This is a genomic window from Streptococcus mitis, assembly GCF_000960025.1.
In the GTDB taxonomy this organism is placed as follows: domain Bacteria; phylum Bacillota; class Bacilli; order Lactobacillales; family Streptococcaceae; genus Streptococcus; species Streptococcus mitis_DH.
The window spans coordinates 157690-174280 of sequence record NZ_JYGQ01000001.1 but is presented as its reverse complement, the minus strand read 5'-3'; the positions used below and the strand labels follow the sequence as shown (position 1 = coordinate 174280).

Below are 16591 nucleotides of genomic sequence, written 5' to 3'. Positions count from 1 at the left end.
ACTAAACTATCAGTAAAATACAGAAAAATATGATATACTAACCTAAAAGAAGGAGGATTTATGGCTACCTTAAAAGACATTGCACAGCTAGCCTCTGTCTCTATCGCGACCGTATCCCGCGTCCTCAATCGCGACCAGAGCCTATCTGTTACAGAAGAAACCAGACACCGTATTTTAACTGTTGCTGAAGAGTTGGGCTACACTAAGCACCTCAAGACAGGCGAGTTCCACAAGCCCAAACAAAAGATTGCCATTATCCAATGGGTCAGTGAACAAGGGGAGCTTGACGACCTCTACTACTACCAGATTCGCCTAGGCATAGAAAAAAGAGCCCAAGAACTGGACTATGATATTTTGCGCTATTTTAATGACCATCCTTTTACCCTAAGCGAGGAAGTGATTGGGATTCTCTGCATCGGAAAGTTTAGTCGAGCTCAGATTTCTGCCTTTGAAGAATACCAAAAGCCTCTTGTCTTTCTAGACAGTGATACACTTTCCCTGGGACACACCTGCATTATCACGGACTTTTACACTGCCATGAAACAGGTTGTCGATTATTTTCTCAGCCAAGGGATGGACCGCATCGGGATTCTAACAGGCCTTGAAGAAACAACCGACCAAGAAGAAATCATTGAGGATAAGCGACTGGAAAATTTTAGAAACTACAGTCAAGCAAAGGGAATCTATCATGATGAACTGGTCTTTCAAGGAAGCTTTACTGCCCAGTCTGGCTATGACTTGATGAAGGAGGCTATTCAGAGTTTGGGAGACCAACTGCCACCAGCATTTTTTGCAGCTAGCGATAGTTTAGCTATCGGTGCCCTCCGTGCCCTCCAAGAAGCTGGAATCAACCTGCCAGACCGCGTCAGTCTTATTTCCTTTAACGACACCAGCCTGACCAAGCAAGTCTATCCTCCCCTCTCCAGCATCACCGTCTATACCGAAGAAATGGGCCGAGCAGGTATGGATATTCTTAACAAGGAAGTGCTCCACGGTCGCAAAATCCCTAGCCTGACCATGCTGGGAACCAGACTGACTCTAAGAGAAAGTACAAGGAATGAATAGGATAACAAAACGACCTCTAGCGAGGTCGCTTTTCTAATGATGATGCCCATGCTTCTGCTCTAATTCTCTCACCCTCCGCTTATGTTGCGCATGATTGCTTTGACTGCTATCTACTTCAATAGTGATATTCTGCACGCCTCTTTCTTCTAAACATTGACGCACCACTTCTTTGGTTTCCATCATCTGTTCCCAGTCCTTGATACAAATGTGAACAATAGCATTATTCTCTAGACCATCCATGGACCAAATGCTAAGTTGATTGACACTGTTGACATTGGGTAGAGCCTCTAAATCCTTCTCCAAATCACTTGTCTCGACTCCTTCTGGCACAGCATCTAGGAAAATTTTCAGTGCGCTCCAAAAGCGAGGAATGGCTTTCGACAGAATAAAGATAGAAATAACTAGTGATAAAAGCGGATCGAGGATATACCAGTCCGTAAATCGAAGAATAATCGCCATTAGAATGACGGCCAACCAACCAAGAGTGTCTTCCAAAAAATGCAGGCTAAGAATTGACTCGTTCTTTGTTTTCCCCTTACGAACTACCAGACTTGCTAGCACATTAATGGCTACTGCAATGATTCCCAGCCAGAGGATGCCTTCCTCATTGACGGGTTGCGGGTGAACAATCTTTGTGACATTTTCCAAGATCACTAGGACAGACCCTATCATAAGAATCACAGCCGTTAGCATGGCTCCTAAAAGACTAAAACGTTTGTAACCCAAGGTGTACTGTCTATCTTCTTCACGGTTTGAAATTGTTTCTAAAAGGGCTGAGATGCCAATGGCTATAGCATCTCCCAAGTCATGAACGGAATCAGCAAGAACTGCACTCGAACCAAAGATTCCTCCTGCGATAAACTCAACAATCGCATAGCTTAAATTTAAGAAAAAAGCTAACCAGATAGATGTTTTAGAACTCATTTCTCTCCCTCCTTTGGTATAATGGGTATATACATACTTCTTTCATTTGTATTATCTAATAAAATTCAAAGAAAGGATAGAAGCAAACTGTCAGCCATGTTCAGTTCTGAACAGTTTGTCTCAAGTGTCTACATGCCAAAAAGAGACCGTCGAGTCAGCAAGACGAAAAAAGCCATCTATCAAGCTTTTTTACAACTTTTGAACGACAAAGGCTATGATGCCACTACTGTTCAGGATATCATTGACCTAGCAGATGTTGGGCGTTCTACTTTTTACTGTCACTATGAAAGCAAGGAACTCCTTTTAGATGAGCTCTGTCGCTACCTCTTTCATCATCTCTTTGAAAGGGAAGGACACTTTACTACCGAGGACTACCTCGCACATATCTTTTTACATTTTCAGAAAAACCAGGACCATGTTACCAGTCTGCTATTTTCCAAAAATGACTACTTCCTCCGTCAACTCCATAAAGAGCTAGAACACCATGTCTATCCCATGTTGGCTGATGAGTTAAAAGAAGCCCACACTAATCTGCCTACTTCTTACCTCCAACACTTGGTCGTGTCCAACTTTATCGAGACATTGACCTGGTGGCTCAAAAAAGGACAAGACTTTACATACCAGGAAGTTGTCCAGTTTTATCTAGACCTTCTCATTCCTAAAAATTGAATACAGAGTAGAGCTCAGTTGCCTTATTTCTAGGCTACTGAGTTTTCATCTTTTCAACAATCAAAAAAGCCCAGACAACATTGTCTGAGCAGTTTTCTATATGGTCGTTTAACAAAGTTGAGTTTGACATTTTCAAACTATTTCTTCAACAAACCTTGTTCTTGTAGAAACTCCTTGGCTACTTGTTCTGCTGACTTGCCTTCAACACCGACTTGGTAGTTGAGCTGGCTCATCTGGCTTTCAGTAATTTTACCAGCCAATTTATTGAGAACTGTTTCCAACTCTGGATGTTTCTTGAGAAGAGCTTCTTTCATTAGTGGAGCCCCTTGATAAGGTGGGAAGAGTTGTTTGTCATCTTCTAAGACCTGTAAATCATAACGTGCCAATTCTGCATCAGTCGAATAGGCATCCGTGATTTGAATGTCACCTGACTGAATTGCCTGATAACGAAGAGCTGGCTCCATAGTCGCTACATTGAGATTGAGACCATACATTGACTGCAAGCCCTTATTTCCATCTTCACGGTCGTTAAACTCAAGTGTAAAGCCTGCCTTCAGCTGCCCTTCCACTTTTTTCAAGTCCGAAATGGTCTTCAAGCCATATTCTTGAGCAATTTTTTTCGGAACAGCTACAGCATAGGTATTTTGATAAGACATTGGTTTGAGATAGGCTAGATGATCCTGTTTGGCAATACCATCACGCGCCACCTGATAAACCTGCTCTGGCTCATGACTCACTTTAGGTGATGGCTGAAGTAAACTTTCAGTCACCGTACCGGTAAATTCAGGATAAATATCAATATCACCTTTTTTCAGAGCTTCATAGAGGAAGCTTGTTTTCCCAAAATTCGGTTTAACAGTCGCAGTCATACTGGTATTTTCTTCAATTAGCAACTTATACATATTGGCCAAAATTTCTGGTTCTGGACCCAATTTCCCAGCAATGATCAAGTTCTCTTTCTCTTTTTGAGCTAAGAGGGCTGGACTATAAGACAAACCGAGTAATATGGTCACCAAGGCAAAACCAGAAAAAATCGTCCGCAATTTTGCTTTTTCCATCACTTTTAGTAGGAAGTTAAAGGCAATAGCAAGCACTGCAGAAGAAAGTGCCCCGATCAAAATCAGACTGGCATTATTACGGTCAATTCCCAAAAGGATAAAGGAACCCAGCCCCCCTGCACCAATCAAGGCCGCCAAGGTTGCCGTACCGATAATTAAGACAGCTGCCGTCCTAATCCCAGACATCATAACAGGCATGGCAAGTGGAATTTCAAACTTCTTGAGTCGCTCCCACCTAGTCATCCCAAAGGCAATTCCAGCCTCTTGCAGACTCGGATCAATTCCCTTTAGCCCAGTGATGGTATTTTGCAAAATCGGAAAAATCGCATAAATCACTAGAGCTGTCAAAGCAGGCAAGGTCCCAATTCCCATCAAGGGGATAAAGAGTCCTAACAAGGCCAGAGACGGGATGGTCTGGAAAATCCCTGCAATCTGCAAAACCCAATCCGCCAACTTCTCATGATAGCGAAGATAAACAGCCAAGGGAATCGCTATAAAGATGGCCAGCAACAAGGTCAAAAGTGACAACTGCAAATGTTGAGATAGAGCTGTCAACCAATCACTAAAACGATCCTGAAAAGTTGCAATTAAATTAGTCATGAACACTACCTCCAAACAAGTCTGCTACAAATTCTGTTGCAGGAGCTTTTAAAATCGTCTCGGGATTCGCCACCTGACGAATCTCTCCATCCTGCAAGACAGCAATACGGTCCGCCAATTTCAAAGCTTCATCCGTATCATGGGTCACAAAAATCGTTGTCATCCCAAACTCTTTATGCAATTCTTTAGTCAGAACCTGCAACTGTTTGCGAGAAATAGCATCAAGAGCCGAAAAAGGTTCATCCATGAGGAGAATCTTAGGCTGACCAATCATAGCCCGTACAATTCCAACACGCTGTTGCTCCCCACCAGATAATTCACTAGGCAAACGATGCCCATACTCAGCTACTGGTAAACCAACCTTTGCCAAAAGCTCTTCTGTTTTCTGAGCAATTTCTTCCTTAGTCCATCCTTTCATCTCAGGAATCAGGGCAATATTTTCCGCAACCGTTAGATTTGGAAAGAGAGCAATGGCCTGTAAAACATAACCAGTAGAAAGACGAAGTTCACGCTCATCATAATCTTTGATGCGCTTGCCATCCATATAAATATTTCCATCAGTTGGTTCCAAAAGACGGTTAATCATCTTGATCATAGTCGTCTTACCGGACCCAGATGGCCCAACTAAAACCATAAATTCCCCATTCTCAATCCGTAAATTAACATCTCTCAAGACATCTTTTTCTGTGTAACGTAAAGCTACATTTTTGTATTCAATCATTCTGTATCCTCAATTAAAAACTTCCCTCGATTGGTCAAGTCTTCTACCTTAGGCATGACTTCCTTATTGTCCCAATGCTCCACAATTTTCCCGTTTTCTAGACGGAAGATATCGTACTGGGCATAGGCAACTCCATCAATCTGAGTCTGACCATAGCTAACCACATAGTTTCCTTGTCCTAAGAGTTGGAAAACAAAGTCGAAAGTGGCCTTTACCTATAAACAGCTAATTTGCACTATTTTAATCCTCATTTTCCTCCTCTTTCAGATTAGCCAAAATTCTTTCTTGAAAGGCTTCAAACTGACGAATTTCTTCCTCTGAAAATCCTTTGTAAAAGATCGTATCCAATTTCTGACTGACACGATGCCCCACTTCTTTCTGAGACTGCCCCAACTCTGTTAAAACTAAATACTTCTTACGCTTATCCTCTCCACATGGACTAACGGTTACAAGATTTTGTTCCTCTAGCTTTTTAATCATCGTCGTCAGCGTATTATTAGCAAGTCCAGTCGCCAAAGCAATATCTGTCGCAGTTGCGCAGCCAGTTTCACTATTCCATAAAACCGCTAAAATCTTCCCCTGTTCACTCCGGTAAAGAGCTTCAGGATCCCGACTTAGTAACTTTTGAAAAATCCGTCCATTCAACAAACGAATATGATGAGCTAGCAAATGACTATCTTTCATGACACCTCCTTTTATTTCTACATCGAAACGAATAAAGTAATTGTAACACTCGTCATTCCATCTGTCAACTATTTCGATTTGGAAATAATTTTTCCCAGTAAAAAATTCTCCTACCCAAGGTAGAAGAATTTTAATCTTATAAAACTTAATCCGTCATGTCCGATACCAACGTTCGATGCTCCAATGGAACACTGCACATAACTAGCAAGAAAATGAAACCTGACTGAATCCAGAAGAGGGCCAAGTCAAAGATTCCGTGTACAGCAACCACTGTAAGGAAAGAGAGATAAAGGCCGATAATCGGGCGTTTCCCCGACTCCTGACTCATATCCATCATCAAGCGAACAGGAGCAACAGAAGACAAAACTAGTAAAATAGTCCCCACAATTCCATAACTCAGAATCGTATCAATATAAAGACTATGAGCATGTTCATGATAAGGAGCATTTATCCGAGGATACGAGTGCATGTAGGTCAATGGCCCCTCACCCCAAAAAGGATTTTGCTTAAATAAGGCCATCCCAGCATCCCAGATAGAAATGCGTTCTTCCATAGAAGAGTCTAAAGTCCCCATCCGAACTCCCAAATCACTAGAAAAGAGGAAGCTCAAGCCAATCGCAAAGACCCCAATACTAAGCCAAAAGGCCTTCCAATTTTTAATGGTCGTAAAGAGATAAATAATGGCTCCAGCGATAATAGCAGGAAAGGCAGTTCGATTTTGCGTAAAGTTCAAACCAAAGAGATTCACAAAGCCTGCAATCACACAGAATACTTTCAACCAATTCAACTTGGTCGTTGTAAACAGATAGAAGGCAATCATGATACAGAAACAACAAATAATTCCATAATAATTAGGATTAAAGAAGGTCACTTCTGCACGATTCTGATGCCACACCTGCATATTGGGTGAAAGGAAAGCATAGTTGAATTTCTTCACAATTTGGAAATGTTCTAAACTCGCAAAAGCAGCTGACAAGACGCTACCAAACAAGACGAGCTGCAAAATCAATCGAAAGAATTTATGTGATAAAATCGACTGATAATGCAAAAAGAAAACAGTAAATAGAAAAATTCCTACTGAAGCCACAACTCCCATCCAATTTTGTGCAAAAACGGATATAACAGTACTATAGCCAAGAAAAAGAAGCAACATCGGATGCTCCCCCATTTTCTGAAGAATACTTTTCATGTCTCCTGTAAAAATCAAACTAATAATATATAAACAGAATACAACTACAAAAAGATAAAAGGGCAAAAAGATACTCAGGATAATTCCCAATAAAATCAGCTCTTTACTAGACAACCCTTTCAGCTTTTTAATAAAGCCTATTGATTTCAAAATGAATCCTTTCTCTCCAAATCAATTGATTCAGATAATAGTAAGCTACCCTTTATTGTACCACTTTTTTAGCAATTTGAAAACAAAGGAAACGTTTACTAGGTAAAAAAGAGAGCAAAAATACTGATATTTCAAAACTAAAACTTAATGACTAGATTTACTATAAGGAAATCATACCGTAAAGACAAGGTATATGTTAAAATAGAAGTAATATAATAAGGTTTTGACCAACTATCCAAACTAAATTTAAATCATTTACAATTGATAAAGAAAGGAAACACTATGAAATCCTACCAAGCTGTCTATCAGATTCTAACTAAAGAAACCGACTATATCAGCGGAGAAAAAATTGCAGAAGAACTATCCCTAAGCCGAACATCAATTTGGAAAGCCATCAAGCGACTAGAACAAGAAGGCATTGAGATTAATAGCATCAAAAACAAAGGATATAAACTGATGAATGGTGACCTTATTCTTCCAGAGGTTCTAGAAGAAAATCTTCAAATTAAAGTCAGTTTTAAACCCGAAACAAAATCAACACAACTGGATGCAAAAGAAGCAATTGATTTAGGAAATGAAGCAAACATCCTCTATCTAGCTTCCTATCAAACAGCAGGGAGAGGCCGTTTTCAACGCTCCTTCTACTCCCCACAAGGTGGCATTTATATGACACTCCATCTCAAACCAAATCTCCCCTATGACAAATTACCATCCTACACACTACTTGTAGCAGGAGCTATCTACAAAGCCATTAAGAACCTAACTTTAATAGATGTCGACATAAAATGGGTCAATGATATCTACCTCAAAAATCATAAAATTGGAGGAATCCTCACTGAGGCAATGACGTCTGTAGAAACTGGCTTAGTCACAGATATCATTATTGGAGTAGGAATCAACTTTGCTATCAAAGACTTCCCTCAAGAATTAAAAGAAAAAGCTGCTAGTTTATTTAATGTACCAGCACCTATAACAAGAAATGAATTAATCATAGAGATCTGGCGTGCTTTCTTCGAAACACCTGCAGAAGAGCTATTATACCTATATAAAAAACAGTCCTTCGTTCTAGGAAAAGAAGTGACTTTCACACTAGATCAAAAAGATCACAAGGGACTTGCTAAAGATATCTCAGAAAATGGCAAACTTTTAGTTCAATGTGATAACGGAAAAGAAATCTGGCTCAATAGCGGAGAAATCTCACTCAAGAATTGGAAGTAGTAATAAACAAGCACAACCATAAAATCAACAATATATAAAGATTTTAGCTTTTCTACAGCTTACTACAGTTGATAAAGAGCGCAAAAAACTTCAGATAAGTAATCCAATTAAGTTTTACAAATCTGAAGTTTTTATTCTACTATTCCTAAAAATACAAAAAAAGAGTTATAAACTCTCAATAAAACGGAGAATAAGGGATTCGAACCCTTGCGCCAGTTACCCGACCTAACGATTTAGCAAACCGTCCTCTTCAGCCTCTTGAGTAATTCTCCTATTAATGGGCACGAGTGGACTCGAACCACCGACCTCACGCTTATCAGGCGTGCGCTCTAACCACCTGAGCTACGCGCCCAAGTTAAAAACTTGGTATTTTGAACAAAGTTCAAAGCGGGTGACGAGAATCGAACTCGCGACAACAGCTTGGAAGGCTGTAGTTTTACCACTAAACTACACCCGCATACACACTATAAGTAAAAATGGCGCGAGACGGAATCGAACCGCCGACACATGGAGCTTCAATCCATTGCTCTACCAACTGAGCTACCGAGCCTTATTGCGGGAGCAGGATTTGAACCTACGACCTTCGGGTTATGAGCCCGACGAGCTACCGAGCTGCTCCATCCCGCGCTAATACAAAAGGAGGATGTGGGATTCGAACCCACGCACGCTTTTACACGCCTGACGGTTTTCAAGACCGTTCCCTTCAGCCGGACTTGGGTAATCCTCCATACTATTCAAATGGACCTTGTAGGACTTGAACCTACGACCACTCGGTTATGAGCCGAGAGCTCTAACCAGCTGAGCTAAAGGTCCAACAAGATCATTATAGCGGCGAAGGGGATCGAACCCCCGACCTCCCGGGTATGAACCGGACGCTCTAGCCAGCTGAGCTACACCGCCATATATCGGGAAGACAGGATTCGAACCTGCGACACCTTGGTCCCAAACCAAGTACTCTACCAAGCTGAGCTACTTCCCGAGTTAAATAGAAAAATGCACCCTAGAGGAGTCGAACCTCTAACCGCCTGATTCGTAGTCAGGTACTCTATCCAGTTGAGCTAAGGGTGCTCATTAGTTTATGCCGAGGACCGGAATCGAACCGGTACGATCGTTACCAATCGCAGGATTTTAAGTCCTGTGCGTCTGCCAGTTCCGCCACCCCGGCCTCTCTAAGCGAACGACGGGATTCGAACCCGCGACCCCCACCTTGGCAAGGTGGTGTTCTACCACTGAACTACGTTCGCACTGTTTTCTTCTATCTAAAAATGCCGGCTACATGACTTGAACACGCGACCCTCTGATTACAAATCAGATGCTCTACCAACTGAGCTAAGCCGGCTCATTTATTATATCTTAATGCGGGTTAAGGGACTTGAACCCCCACGCCGTTAAGCGCCAGATCCTAAATCTGGTGCGTCTGCCAATTCCGCCAAACCCGCATATATGACCCGTACTGGGCTCGAACCAGTGACCCATTGATTAAAAGTCAATTGCTCTACCAACTGAGCTAACGAGTCTAAAATAACTTCCGTTATCTTAAACGGTCCCGACGGGAATCGAACCCGCGATCTTCGCCGTGACAGGGCGACGTGATAACCGCTACACTACGGGACCTATGGGAGTTAACGGGATCGAACCGCTGACCCTCTGCTTGTAAGGCAGATGCTCTCCCAGCTGAGCTAAACTCCCTAGAGCTAAGCGACTTCCATATCTCACAGGGGGCAACCCCCAACTACTTCCGGCGTTCTAGGGCTTAACTTCTGTGTTCGGCATGGGTACAGGTGTATCTCCTAGGCTATCGTCACTTAACTCTGAGTAATACCTACTCAAAATTGAATATCTATTCAAATTAAGAAAACCGTTCGCTTTCATATTCTCAGTTACTTTGGATAAGTCCTCGAGCTATTAGTATTAGTCCGCTACATGTGTCGCCACACTTCCACTTCTAACCTATCTACCTGATCATCTCTCAGGGCTCTTACTGATATAAAATCATGGGAAATCTCATCTTGAGGTGGGTTTCACACTTAGATGCTTTCAGCGTTTATCCCTTCCCTACATAGCTACCCAGCGATGCCTTTGGCAAGACAACTGGTACACCAGCGGTAAGTCCACTCTGGTCCTCTCGTACTAGGAGCAGATCCTCTCAAATTTCCTACGCCCGCGACGGATAGGGACCGAACTGTCTCACGACGTTCTGAACCCAGCTCGCGTGCCGCTTTAATGGGCGAACAGCCCAACCCTTGGGACCGACTACAGCCCCAGGATGCGACGAGCCGACATCGAGGTGCCAAACCTCCCCGTCGATGTGAACTCTTGGGGGAGATAAGCCTGTTATCCCCAGGGTAGCTTTTATCCGTTGAGCGATGGCCCTTCCATACGGAACCACCGGATCACTAAGCCCGACTTTCGTCCCTGCTCGAGTTGTAGCTCTCGCAGTCAAGCTCCCTTATACCTTTACACTCTGCGAATGATTTCCAACCATTCTGAGGGAACCTTTGGGCGCCTCCGTTACCTTTTAGGAGGCGACCGCCCCAGTCAAACTGCCCGTCAGACACTGTCTCCGATAGGGATCACCTATCCGGGTTAGAGTGGCCATAACACAAGGGTAGTATCCCAACAACGTCTCCTTCGAAACTGGCGTCCCGATCTCATAGACTCCTACCTATCCTGTACATGTGGTACAGACACTCAATATCAAACTGCAGTAAAGCTCCATGGGGTCTTTCCGTCCTGTCGCGGGTAACCTGCATCTTCACAGGTACTAAAATTTCACCGAGTCTCTCGTTGAGACAGTGCCCAAATCATTACGCCTTTCGTGCGGGTCGGAACTTACCCGACAAGGAATTTCGCTACCTTAGGACCGTTATAGTTACGGCCGCCGTTTACTGGGGCTTCAATTCATACCTTCGCTTACGCTAAGCACTCCTCTTAACCTTCCAGCACCGGGCAGGCGTCACCCCCTATACATCATCTTACGATTTAGCAGAGAGCTGTGTTTTTGATAAACAGTTGCTTGGGCCTATTCACTGCGGCTGACTTAAAGTCAGCACCCCTTCTCCCGAAGTTACGGGGTCATTTTGCCGAGTTCCTTAACGAGAGTTCTCTCGCTCACCTGAGGCTACTCGCCTCGACTACCTGTGTCGGTTTGCGGTACGGGTAGAGTATGTTTAAACGCTAGAAGCTTTTCTTGGCAGTGTGACGTCACTAACTTCGCTACTAAACTTCGCTCCCCATCACAGCTCAATGTTACAGATATAAGCATTTGACTCATATCACACCTCACTGCTTAGACAGACACTTCCAATCGTCTGCTTTAGTTAGCCTACTGCGTCCCTCCATCACTACATACTCTAGTACAGGAATATCAACCTGTTGTCCATCGGATACACCTTTCGGTCTCTCCTTAGGTCCCGACTAACCCAGGGCGGACGAGCCTTCCCCTGGAAACCTTAGTCTTACGGTGGACAGGATTCTCACCTGTCTTTCGCTACTCATACCGGCATTCTCACTTCTATGCGTTCCAGCACTCCTCACGGTACACCTTCATCACACATAGAACGCTCTCCTACCATACCTATAAAGGTATCCACAGCTTCGGTAAATTGTTTTAGCCCCGGTACATTTTCGGCGCAGGGTCACTCGACTAGTGAGCTATTACGCACTCTTTGAATGAATAGCTGCTTCTAAGCTAACATCCTAGTTGTCTGTGCAACCCCACATCCTTTTCCACTTAACAATTATTTTGGGACCTTAGCTGGTGGTCTGGGCTGTTTCCCTTTCGACTACGGATCTTAGCACTCGCAGTCTGACTGCCGACCATAATTCATTGGCATTCGGAGTTTATCTGAGATTGGTAATCCGGGATGGACCCCTCACCCAAACAGTGCTCTACCTCCAAGAATCTCTAATGTCGACGCTAGCCCTAAAGCTATTTCGGAGAGAACCAGCTATCTCCAAGTTCGTTTGGAATTTCTCCGCTACCCACAAGTCATCCAAGCACTTTTCAACGTGCCCTGGTTCGGTCCTCCAGTGCGTCTTACCGCACCTTCAACCTGCTCATGGGTAGGTCACATGGTTTCGGGTCTACGTCATGATACTAAGGCGCCCTATTCAGACTCGGTTTCCCTACGGCTCCGTCTCTTCAACTTAACCTCGCATCATAACGTAACTCGCCGGTTCATTCTACAAAAGGCACGCTCTCACCCATTAACGGGCTCGAACTTGTTGTAGGCACACGGTTTCAGGTTCTATTTCACTCCCCTCCCGGGGTGCTTTTCACCTTTCCCTCACGGTACTGGTTCACTATCGGTCACTAGGGAGTATTTAGGGTTGGGAGATGGTCCTCCCAGATTCCGACGGGATTTCACGTGTCCCGCCGTACTCAGGATACTGCTAGGTACAAAGACTATTTTAAATACGAGGCTATTACTCTCTTTGGCTGATCTTCCCAAATCATTCTTCTATAATCTTTGAGTCCACATTGCAGTCCTACAACCCCGAAGAGTAAACTCTTCGGTTTGCCCTCCTGCCGTTTCGCTCGCCGCTACTAAGGCAATCGCTTTTGCTTTCTCTTCCTGCAGCTACTTAGATGTTTCAGTTCACTGCGTCTTCCTCCTCACATCCTTAACAGATGCGGGTAACAGGTAGTACCTGTTGGGTTCCCCCATTCGGAAATCCCTGGATCATCGCTTACTTACAGCTACCCAAGGCATATCGTCGTTTGTCACGTCCTTCTTCGGCTCCTAGTGCCAAGGCATCCACCGTGCGCCCTTATTAACTTAACCTTATTTTTCTGACCTTTCAGTCATAAACTCTTATTAATACTACAGCGTTTTCGGTTTATTTTCTTGTTACTATTTGATATAGATATTCAATTTTCAATGTGCATTACTTGGTGATCTCTCACCAATGGAGCCTAGCGGGATCGAACCGCTGACCTCCTGCGTGCAAAGCAGGCGCTCTCCCAGCTGAGCTAAGGCCCCACAAGACCTCTCAAGACTAAACAAGACCAATGCGCAGTTCCTTATCCTTAGAAAGGAGGTGATCCAGCCGCACCTTCCGATACGGCTACCTTGTTACGACTTCACCCCAATCATCTATCCCACCTTAGGCGGCTGGCTCCTTACGGTTACCTCACCGACTTCGGGTGTTACAAACTCTCGTGGTGTGACGGGCGGTGTGTACAAGGCCCGGGAACGTATTCACCGCGGCGTGCTGATCCGCGATTACTAGCGATTCCGACTTCATGTAGGCGAGTTGCAGCCTACAATCCGAACTGAGACTGGCTTTAAGAGATTAGCTTGCCGTCACCGGCTTGCGACTCGTTGTACCAGCCATTGTAGCACGTGTGTAGCCCAGGTCATAAGGGGCATGATGATTTGACGTCATCCCCACCTTCCTCCGGTTTATTACCGGCAGTCTCGCTAGAGTGCCCAACTGAATGATGGCAACTAACAATAGGGGTTGCGCTCGTTGCGGGACTTAACCCAACATCTCACGACACGAGCTGACGACAACCATGCACCACCTGTCACCTCTGTCCCGAAGGAAAACTCTATCTCTAGAGCGGTCAGAGGGATGTCAAGACCTGGTAAGGTTCTTCGCGTTGCTTCGAATTAAACCACATGCTCCACCGCTTGTGCGGGCCCCCGTCAATTCCTTTGAGTTTCAACCTTGCGGTCGTACTCCCCAGGCGGAGTGCTTAATGCGTTAGCTGCGGCACTAAACCCCGGAAAGGGTCTAACACCTAGCACTCATCGTTTACGGCGTGGACTACCAGGGTATCTAATCCTGTTTGCTCCCCACGCTTTCGAGCCTCAGCGTCAGTTACAAGCCAGAGAGCCGCTTTCGCCACCGGTGTTCCTCCATATATCTACGCATTTCACCGCTACACATGGAATTCCACTCTCCCCTCTTGCACTCAAGTTAAACAGTTTCCAAAGCGTACTATGGTTAAGCCACAGCCTTTAACTTCAGACTTATCTAACCGCCTGCGCTCGCTTTACGCCCAATAAATCCGGACAACGCTCGGGACCTACGTATTACCGCGGCTGCTGGCACGTAGTTAGCCGTCCCTTTCTGGTAAGATACCGTCACAGTGTGAACTTTCCACTCTCACACTCGTTCTTCTCTTACAACAGAGCTTTACGATCCGAAAACCTTCTTCACTCACGCGGCGTTGCTCGGTCAGACTTCCGTCCATTGCCGAAGATTCCCTACTGCTGCCTCCCGTAGGAGTCTGGGCCGTGTCTCAGTCCCAGTGTGGCCGATCACCCTCTCAGGTCGGCTATGTATCGTCGCCTTGGTGAGCCGTTACCCCACCAACTAGCTAATACAACGCAGGTCCATCTGGTAGTGATGCAATTGCACCTTTTAAGCAAATGTCATGCAACATCTACTCTTATGCGGTATTAGCTATCGTTTCCAATAGTTATCCCCCGCTACCAGGCAGGTTACCTACGCGTTACTCACCCGTTCGCAACTCATCCGGAGAAGCAAGCTCCTCCTTCAGCGTTCTACTTGCATGTATTAGGCACGCCGCCAGCGTTCGTCCTGAGCCAGGATCAAACTCTCATTAAAAGTTTGAGTTCTCACTCATTTCTGTCACTGACAGATTTATTGTTTTTTCATTGTTCAGTACTACAACCTTAGTTGTAGTGCCCTGCACATTGGTTCGTCTTGTTCAGTTTTCAAAGGTCTTTGTCACTCACTTCTCTTAAGTGACAACTATATTAGTATATCACAGTCGCTTTCGCTTGTCAACACTTTTTTGAAACTTTTTTGAACTTTTTTCATCAAGTGCCTCAACCACAACATACCATAGTCCGTACGGGATTCGAACCCGTGTTACCGCCGTGAAAAGGCGGTGTCTTAACCCCTTGACCAACGGACCGGAGTTGTTATTTTCAACTCTTACTATTATACAGACTTTTTCACCTTTGTCAACAACTTTTTTTATCTTTTTTAATTAATTTTACAACTGCTTCCGTTCGAGCTGTATGTGGGAACATATCAACCGACTGGATATAACGGATATCGTAGACTTCTACTAACCTCACCAAATCACGAGCCAAGGTCGAAACATTACAAGAAATATAAACCATTTTTCTGGTACATAAGCAAGAATAGTGTCTAATAACTTATCATCCAGACCTGTACGTGGTGGGTCTACAATCAGAGCATCTGCTCGGTAGCCTTCCTTGTACCAACGAGGAATAATCTCTTCTGCCGTTCCAGCTTCGTAATGTGTGTTGTCAAATCCCATTCTTTTAGCATTTCGCTTGGCATCTTCAATGGCTTCTGGAATAATATCCATACCTCTTAATGTTTTAACTTTCTTTGCGAAGGCAAATCCAATCGTTCCAACTCCACAATAAGCGTCAATCAAATGGTCTTCTTTATTAACATCCAAGGCTTTTACAGCCTCACTATAGAGGACTTCTGTTTGTTCAGGATTTAGTTGATAGAATGCTCGAGGAGATAGTGAAAATTCATAATCGAGTACACCTTCTTGAATACTCTCTTCTCCCCAGATAATCTCTGTCTTTTCACCATAAATCTCACTGGTTTTAGCTGTATTGGTATTAACAGCTACTGTCACAACTTCTGGAAAATCTTTAATTAAATCTTTTACCAGCAGGGTTAAATTAAGCTGACGGTTTGTAACAATAATAATCTGAACCTGTCCAGTCTTTCTTGCTCGTCGGACCATTATCGTTCTAACACCTAGAACTTTTCTCTCATCCGTGATTGGAATCTGGTGATAAGTAAGTAATTCTGCTAGACGATTAGCAATCACTTGGGTTTCCTTATCTTGTACTAGGCAGTCTTTCAACTCTACTAAATAATGAGAGTTTTGTGCATATAAGCCCGCTTTAACCTGATTCTTAAATTTTCGAGTCTGAAATTGTAACTTAGCACGGTAGTACTTTGGTTCCTGCATTCCAATAGTTGGACGGATTTCATAGTTTTCATATCCTGCAGGAGCAAATTTTTTCAGCGCTTGATGAAGTAAGTCCGTCTTGAACTCTAGCTGCTTATCATAATGCAGGTGCATGATTTGGCAGCCTCCGCACTCATTGTAAATAGTACATGCTGGCACAACACGGAATTTAGACTTCTTGTTGACCTTCAGTAATTTTGCCTCTACAAAGTTACGTTTAATAGAAGTAATCTGACAATAGATATCTTCTCCTTTGAGAGCACCCGGCACAAAGACTAAGGTTTTTTGATAAAAGCCGATTCCCTCACCATTAATTCCCATGCGCTTGATTTTTAATGGTATTTTTTGTTTCACTTTCAGATTCATAC

The 16591-nt window shown here is 43.9% G+C and carries 8 protein-coding genes, 19 tRNA genes, 3 rRNA genes and 2 pseudogenes; 3 read left to right on the top strand and 29 right to left on the bottom strand.

From position 1 onward, the window contains the following. Positions 1 to 60 precede the first annotated feature (60 nt). Positions 61 to 1065 (top strand): DNA-binding transcriptional regulator GalR, encoded by a 1005-nt coding sequence (gene galR / locus TZ91_RS01030; RefSeq protein WP_033687265.1) that lies wholly within the window; start codon positions 61 to 63, stop codon positions 1063 to 1065. Between the two features lie 33 nt (positions 1066 to 1098). Here the strand turns inward: galR and TZ91_RS01025 are convergent, their stop codons facing one another. Beyond that, on the bottom strand, positions 1099 to 1989 hold the full coding sequence (locus TZ91_RS01025; protein ID WP_000095928.1) for a cation diffusion facilitator family transporter: 891 nt from the start codon (positions 1987 to 1989) through the stop codon (positions 1099 to 1101). A gap of 132 nt (positions 1990 to 2121) precedes the next feature. Between TZ91_RS01025 and TZ91_RS01020 the strand changes: the two genes are divergently transcribed. After that, complete coding sequence (locus TZ91_RS01020) at positions 2122 to 2658, top strand: TetR/AcrR family transcriptional regulator (RefSeq protein WP_004235331.1); 537 nt, start codon at positions 2122 to 2124, stop codon at positions 2656 to 2658. A 137-nt stretch (positions 2659 to 2795) separates the two neighbouring features. Here the strand turns inward: TZ91_RS01020 and TZ91_RS01015 are convergent, their stop codons facing one another. From TZ91_RS01015 to TZ91_RS01000, 5 genes and pseudogenes are all read right to left on the bottom strand, one after another. Then, positions 2796 to 4316: an ABC transporter permease/substrate-binding protein gene (locus TZ91_RS01015; RefSeq protein WP_000182947.1), complete on the bottom strand. Its 1521-nt coding sequence runs from the start codon at positions 4314 to 4316 to the stop codon at positions 2796 to 2798. Next, a complete protein-coding gene (locus TZ91_RS01010; RefSeq protein WP_033676410.1) occupies positions 4309 to 5037 on the bottom strand; it encodes an ATP-binding cassette domain-containing protein in 729 nt (242 codons plus the stop codon). Before TZ91_RS01010 ends, TZ91_RS01015 begins: the two co-directional genes overlap by 8 nt. Beyond that, positions 5034 to 5243 (bottom strand): annotated as a pseudogene (locus TZ91_RS09940) (nuclear transport factor 2 family protein); the annotation flags it as partial. The gene TZ91_RS01010 and the pseudogene TZ91_RS09940, both read right to left, overlap by 4 nt. Before the next feature lie 34 nt (positions 5244 to 5277). Beyond that, positions 5278 to 5721, bottom strand: a complete 444-nt coding sequence (locus TZ91_RS01005; protein ID WP_033687268.1) for a MarR family winged helix-turn-helix transcriptional regulator — start codon at positions 5719 to 5721, stop codon at positions 5278 to 5280. A gap of 145 nt (positions 5722 to 5866) precedes the next feature. Further along, positions 5867 to 7060 (bottom strand): O-antigen ligase family protein, encoded by a 1194-nt coding sequence (locus tag TZ91_RS01000; RefSeq protein WP_033687269.1) that lies wholly within the window; start codon positions 7058 to 7060, stop codon positions 5867 to 5869. A 282-nt stretch (positions 7061 to 7342) separates the two neighbouring features. Between TZ91_RS01000 and birA the strand changes: the two genes are divergently transcribed. Beyond that, a complete protein-coding gene (gene birA / locus TZ91_RS00995; RefSeq protein WP_033687270.1) occupies positions 7343 to 8278 on the top strand; it encodes a bifunctional biotin--[acetyl-CoA-carboxylase] ligase/biotin operon repressor BirA in 936 nt (311 codons plus the stop codon). A 184-nt stretch (positions 8279 to 8462) separates the two neighbouring features. On the opposite strand, the gene TZ91_RS00990 is transcribed toward birA, so the two are convergent. The 23 genes and pseudogenes from TZ91_RS00990 to rlmD all read right to left on the bottom strand — a co-directional run bounded on the left by TZ91_RS00990 (position 8463) and on the right by rlmD (position 16589). After that, positions 8463 to 8550 (bottom strand) — tRNA-Ser (locus TZ91_RS00990). Positions 8551 to 8556: 6 nt separating this feature from the next. Continuing rightward, positions 8557 to 8630, bottom strand: a tRNA-Ile gene (locus TZ91_RS00985). A gap of 34 nt (positions 8631 to 8664) precedes the next feature. Further along, a tRNA-Gly gene (locus TZ91_RS00980) sits at positions 8665 to 8735 on the bottom strand. A gap of 20 nt (positions 8736 to 8755) precedes the next feature. Beyond that, positions 8756 to 8828 (bottom strand) — tRNA-Phe (locus TZ91_RS00975). Positions 8829 to 8831: 3 nt separating this feature from the next. Beyond that, a tRNA-Met gene (locus tag TZ91_RS00970) sits at positions 8832 to 8905 on the bottom strand. A gap of 10 nt (positions 8906 to 8915) precedes the next feature. Beyond that, positions 8916 to 9005 (bottom strand) — tRNA-Ser (locus TZ91_RS00965). Between the two features lie 12 nt (positions 9006 to 9017). Continuing rightward, a tRNA-Ile gene (locus TZ91_RS00960) sits at positions 9018 to 9091 on the bottom strand. Positions 9092 to 9104: 13 nt separating this feature from the next. Continuing rightward, a tRNA-Met gene (locus TZ91_RS00955) sits at positions 9105 to 9178 on the bottom strand. 5 nt (positions 9179 to 9183) lie between these two features. Next, positions 9184 to 9257 (bottom strand) — tRNA-Pro (locus TZ91_RS00950). A 15-nt stretch (positions 9258 to 9272) separates the two neighbouring features. After that, positions 9273 to 9346 (bottom strand) — tRNA-Arg (locus TZ91_RS00945). A gap of 11 nt (positions 9347 to 9357) precedes the next feature. Continuing rightward, a tRNA-Leu gene (locus TZ91_RS00940) sits at positions 9358 to 9443 on the bottom strand. A gap of 7 nt (positions 9444 to 9450) precedes the next feature. Further along, positions 9451 to 9522, bottom strand: a tRNA-Gly gene (locus TZ91_RS00935). Between the two features lie 22 nt (positions 9523 to 9544). Beyond that, positions 9545 to 9617, bottom strand: a tRNA-Thr gene (locus TZ91_RS00930). A gap of 18 nt (positions 9618 to 9635) precedes the next feature. Then, a tRNA-Leu gene (locus TZ91_RS00925) sits at positions 9636 to 9717 on the bottom strand. A 5-nt stretch (positions 9718 to 9722) separates the two neighbouring features. Beyond that, positions 9723 to 9795 (bottom strand) — tRNA-Lys (locus tag TZ91_RS00920). A 24-nt stretch (positions 9796 to 9819) separates the two neighbouring features. Then, positions 9820 to 9892 (bottom strand) — tRNA-Asp (locus TZ91_RS00915). A 2-nt stretch (positions 9893 to 9894) separates the two neighbouring features. Beyond that, positions 9895 to 9967: transfer RNA gene (locus tag TZ91_RS00910), tRNA-Val, on the bottom strand. 4 nt (positions 9968 to 9971) lie between these two features. Continuing rightward, positions 9972 to 10087: ribosomal RNA gene (gene rrf, locus TZ91_RS00905) — 5S ribosomal RNA — on the bottom strand. 76 nt (positions 10088 to 10163) lie between these two features. Then, a 23S ribosomal RNA gene (locus TZ91_RS00900) occupies positions 10164 to 13065 on the bottom strand. A 125-nt stretch (positions 13066 to 13190) separates the two neighbouring features. Then, positions 13191 to 13263: transfer RNA gene (locus TZ91_RS00895), tRNA-Ala, on the bottom strand. Between the two features lie 51 nt (positions 13264 to 13314). Next, positions 13315 to 14860: ribosomal RNA gene (locus tag TZ91_RS00890) — 16S ribosomal RNA — on the bottom strand. The 16S, 23S and 5S rRNA genes sit together here with 19 tRNA genes alongside, the layout of an rRNA operon. Before the next feature lie 241 nt (positions 14861 to 15101). Next, positions 15102 to 15173 (bottom strand) — tRNA-Glu (locus TZ91_RS00885). 49 nt (positions 15174 to 15222) lie between these two features. Continuing rightward, positions 15223 to 16589 (bottom strand): annotated as a pseudogene (gene rlmD / locus TZ91_RS00880) (23S rRNA (uracil(1939)-C(5))-methyltransferase RlmD). Positions 16590 to 16591 lie beyond the last annotated feature (2 nt).